Annotated in this window: 5 protein-coding genes and 1 pseudogene; 3 read left to right on the top strand and 3 right to left on the bottom strand. The window is 63.5% G+C overall.

Annotated features, from left to right (window positions below):
* Window positions 1-112 precede the first annotated feature (112 nt).
* Window positions 113-643: pseudogene (locus MOV75_RS31175) on the top strand (aminotransferase class V-fold PLP-dependent enzyme); the annotation flags it as partial.
* A gap of 115 nt (window positions 644-758) precedes the next feature.
* Here MOV75_RS31175 and MOV75_RS31170 read toward each other — a convergent pair.
* Window positions 759-1,547 (bottom strand): cobalamin-binding protein, encoded by a 789-nt coding sequence (locus tag MOV75_RS31170; RefSeq protein WP_246931387.1) that lies wholly within the window; start codon window positions 1,545-1,547, stop codon window positions 759-761.
* 119 nt (window positions 1,548-1,666) lie between these two features.
* On the opposite strand from MOV75_RS31170, the gene MOV75_RS31165 reads away from it, so the two are divergent.
* Together MOV75_RS31165 and MOV75_RS31160 are read left to right on the top strand one after the other, a co-directional pair.
* Complete coding sequence (locus MOV75_RS31165; RefSeq protein ID WP_247007236.1) at window positions 1,667-2,068, top strand: PaaI family thioesterase; 402 nt, start codon at window positions 1,667-1,669, stop codon at window positions 2,066-2,068.
* A gap of 149 nt (window positions 2,069-2,217) precedes the next feature.
* Complete coding sequence (locus MOV75_RS31160) at window positions 2,218-2,829, top strand: GNAT family N-acetyltransferase (RefSeq protein ID WP_246931385.1); 612 nt, start codon at window positions 2,218-2,220, stop codon at window positions 2,827-2,829.
* Between the two features lie 80 nt (window positions 2,830-2,909).
* Here MOV75_RS31160 and MOV75_RS31155 read toward each other — a convergent pair whose 3' ends face one another.
* Both MOV75_RS31155 and MOV75_RS31150 read right to left on the bottom strand, forming a co-directional pair.
* Window positions 2,910-3,215: a hypothetical protein gene (locus MOV75_RS31155; RefSeq protein ID WP_018317488.1), complete on the bottom strand. Its 306-nt coding sequence runs from the start codon at window positions 3,213-3,215 to the stop codon at window positions 2,910-2,912.
* A 95-nt stretch (window positions 3,216-3,310) separates the two neighbouring features.
* Window positions 3,311-3,569 (bottom strand): DUF2161 family putative PD-(D/E)XK-type phosphodiesterase (locus tag MOV75_RS31150; RefSeq protein ID WP_246931384.1); only part of this gene is annotated, 259 nt, incomplete at its 5' end.

Here is a 3,569-nt window from a genome sequence, read left to right as displayed (position 1 = left end):
ATCCCACCATTCGCCATCGGGGCCGGAAGGCTTTGGCTCTCGGCCGGTGAAGCGTTTCCAGAGCGCGACGATCTTCTGCAGGCCGTTGATCGACGGCATTGTGACATAGAGCCTGTACGTCGCGCCGCGCCATGCCGACAGCGTGCGCGCCGCTCTGTCCGGCTGGATGGGCCACGCAAAGCCGTTTGCGTTCGAGCTGGCCTATGCGGCCGCCGGCGGTGTCGAACGCATGCGCGTCGGCACGCCTCCGGTGCTGGCGATGGCGGCGCTGGAGGCTTCGCTCGACATCTGGGACCGCGTCGATATCGCGGAGGTCCGTGCGCGTTCGCTGGCGCTCACCGATCTCCTGATCAGCGAGGTCGAACGCCGCTGTCCGTCCTTGAAACTCGTCACCCCACGCGCCCATGAGCGCCGCGGCTCGCAAGTCTCCTTTGCCTTCGACGGCGGCTACGCCGCCATGCAGGCCCTGATCGCCCGCGGCGTCATCGGCGATTTCCGCGCGCCTGACATCATGCGGTTCGGGATCACGCCGCTGTACATCGGTGAAAGCGAGATCATCCACGCGGCCGAGATCATCGAGGAGGTGATCGCAGGCGAGGTGTGGCGCCGGCCGGAGTATCAGGTCGTGAATGCGGTGACGTGAGGGAGGCAGTCTCTAACGGCGTCATTGCGAGGAGCTCTTGCGACAAAGCAATCCAGAATCCCTGTACCGAGGGATTCTGGATTGCTTCGCCTCGCTCGCAATGACGGCGGATAGATCAGGGGCGCTGGTCCCACAACGCCGTCACGATCGCATCAAGCCCATCCGTGAGTGCCGCCGGTCCCGGCTGCAGTATGATTGGTGACTTGATCTCGAAGATGCGGTCGTCGCGCACAGCCGGAATCTCATTCCAGCCATCGCGCTGCTTGATGCGGGCAGGCACGACCTTCTTGCCGCACCATGATGCGAGGATCACGTCGGGCGCAGCCTCGCGCACCGCCTCAACCGAGACGATGCGATCCATCGCGGCCTGCCGATGGCGCAACTCCGGAAACACATCTGCACCGCCGGCGATCTCGATCAGCTCGGAGACCCAGCCGATGCCCGAGATCAACGGATCGTCCCATTCCTCGAAATAGACCTTTGGTCGCGGCGAGGGGCGGGGCATTGCGGCGATCGCGGCAAGGCGCTTTTCGAAACCTCGCGCGAGTTCCTCCGCGCGTGCGGACACACCGACCAGCGCGCCCAGAGTCCGGATCATTGCGAGAATCCCGGCGACGTCGCGCTGGTTGAAGACGTGGACGTCGATGCCGGCGCGGACGAGGTCGGCGGAGATGCCGGCCTGCAGGTCCGAGAAGGCCAGCACCAGCTCCGGTTCCAGCGCCAGGATCTTCGGGATGTCCGCGGAGACGAACGCCGACACCCGCGGCTTCTCCCGGCGCACCTGCGGCGGGCGGACGGCGTAGCCGGAGACGCCGACGATGCGGTCCTGCTCGCCGAGCAGATAGAGCGTTTCAACCGTCTCTTCGGTCAGGCATACGATGCGGCGGGGCGGGAAATGGCGCATGGGACAAGCATATGCGCAAATACGAGAGCCGATGTCAGCATGGCCATTACCTCGAACGTCATTGCCTTGCTACGCGAAGCCATTCACGCTGACACAACAATGGATTGGGAGGACATCTGATGACGCCGCTCGAGAAACTTAAAGCGATGAAGATGCCGTTCGCCGAGCTCAAGGGCGTCGAGTTCGTCGAGGCCGAGAAGGACCGCGTGGTGGCGCGGATGACGGTCCGGCCCGATCTCTGCACGATTCACCACACCATCCATGGCGGGGCCGTGATGGCGCTGGCCGATTCCGTTGGCGCGGCCGCGACCGTGATCAACCTGCCTGACGACGCCAAGGGCACGACCACGCTGGAGAGCAAGACCAATTTCATCGGTGGGGCGAAGGAGGGAACCACTGTCATTGCCACTGCGACCCCGGTTCACCGGGGCCGGCGGACCCAGGTCTGGACCACCCGGCTGGAGACCGAAGACGGCAAGCTGGTCGCGGTGGTGACCCAGACCCAACTGGTCCTCGTATGACTACGGGACCTTGATCTCATTAACGAATTAGTCGCCCCCATGCCCGAAACTTGGGCAGGTTCCCGCCTTGAAAAGTATGTTGCGACGCACAATATTCGGGACCTAGGGATTCGAACGCCTCCTCGAGGGACACCAAGAGGAGTTTTGACGTGGCACTTGAAGACACTACCCGCATGCCGTCCGTTCCGGGCTATGTGCGGACCCTGAGCCAGCTGGAAGAATTGCCGCTTCTGCGCGATCACCTGCTGAGACTCGATGCCGAAAGCCGGCACGATCGCTTCAACGGCTTTCTCGACGACAGCTTCATCGAGCGATACGCCGCGCGCTGTGCCGAGGATGGCACCGTGATCGTCGCTTACATCGTGGACGGCGTTGTCCGCGGTGCGGCCGAACTGCATCCGGAGGAAGACGATTCTCTGCCTGAAGTCGCCTTCAGCGTGGAAGCCTCTGCACGCCGCCAGGGCGTCGGCACCGTGCTGTTCCGCCGCCTGATCGCGGAGGCGCGCTGGAAAGGCTATAAGCGCCTGCGCATCACCACGGGCGCCGAGAACCACGCGATGCGGGCGCTCGCAAGGAAGTTCGGCGCGCATCTGGCTTTCCGTCATGGCGAATCGACCGGCACCATTGATCTCGCCAAGACGCCTGAGGCCGAACTCGCCGATCTCGCGGCTTCGCCGTTCACGGCCGGGCGCGCTCTTCTCAGCTTCAACTCGACCTGCTGGAAGATCATCTCCAGCATGTACGGCAATCGCGCCGCCTGACCTAAAAAAGCAGGACCGGAATCAAAAAAGCGGACCGGCAAAACCGGTCCGCTTTCGTATTGGGGTGGAGAATCAGGCGTTCAGGTGCCGGTGCGCTTGTCGTTGCCGAAACGGCGGACGACGCGGCGTTCGACTACGACGGAGCGCTGTGCACCCTGTTCACCGGCGATCACGCGCGTCGCAGTGATGCGGCTGTTGGTGCGCGCCTGCTTCTTTACCTCGGCCTGCACGACGTCGAGCGGCATCCCCATCAAGGCTGCGGCGATCTCGGCCTGCTGCTCATGATCGTCGGTGATGCCGATGGCGGCGAAGATCGCCTCGTCCAGAGTGGGCGGATCATGGCGGACGCGCCGCGTGCCATATTTGGTATTCCAGTCTGCGCTCATAACGGCCTCGTTTTGATGCCGGGATACCTAGTGCCACAGATGTTGCATTGCAATATGAAATTGGTGTGGCATCTCAGCTATGCAGCGGTCGGGTGTCAGGGTAGTGACGCGACACCGACATTGATCGCAATCCGTGGTTGCGGCCAGCGCTTCAGGGCGGCGTGTCCGGCCTCGGTGAGCCCGTAAATTCCCCGGTCCGCCCGTTCGAACCAGCCATACACATTGTTAAGCAAGATTTTGCCGGCATCAGGACAATGTTCGCGCAATTCGCGCACGCGCCGCGGCCCGTCAGCGAGCGCCGAGGCGCAGGCCAGCGCCTGTTGCCGATAGGCCGTCATGATCGGCGCGCGGGTG

It is taken from the genome of Bradyrhizobium sp. PRIMUS42 (genome assembly GCF_023006515.1).
In the GTDB taxonomy this organism is placed as follows: Bacteria; Pseudomonadota; Alphaproteobacteria; order Rhizobiales; family Xanthobacteraceae; genus Bradyrhizobium.
The sequence above is the reverse complement of the archived record's forward strand: the minus strand, read 5'-3'. Positions and strand labels throughout refer to the sequence as shown.

What these genes read in the sequence shown, in the direction of transcription:
- MOV75_RS31170 (WP_246931387.1), bottom strand. Translation starts at nt 1,547, where the DNA reads ATGCGCCATTTCCCGCCCCGCCGCATCGTATGCCTGACCGAAGAGACG.
- MOV75_RS31165 (WP_247007236.1), top strand. Translation starts at nt 1,667, where the DNA reads ATGACGCCGCTCGAGAAACTTAAAGCGATGAAGATGCCGTTCGCCGAG.
- MOV75_RS31155 (WP_018317488.1), bottom strand. Translation starts at nt 3,215, where the DNA reads ATGAGCGCAGACTGGAATACCAAATATGGCACGCGGCGCGTCCGCCAT.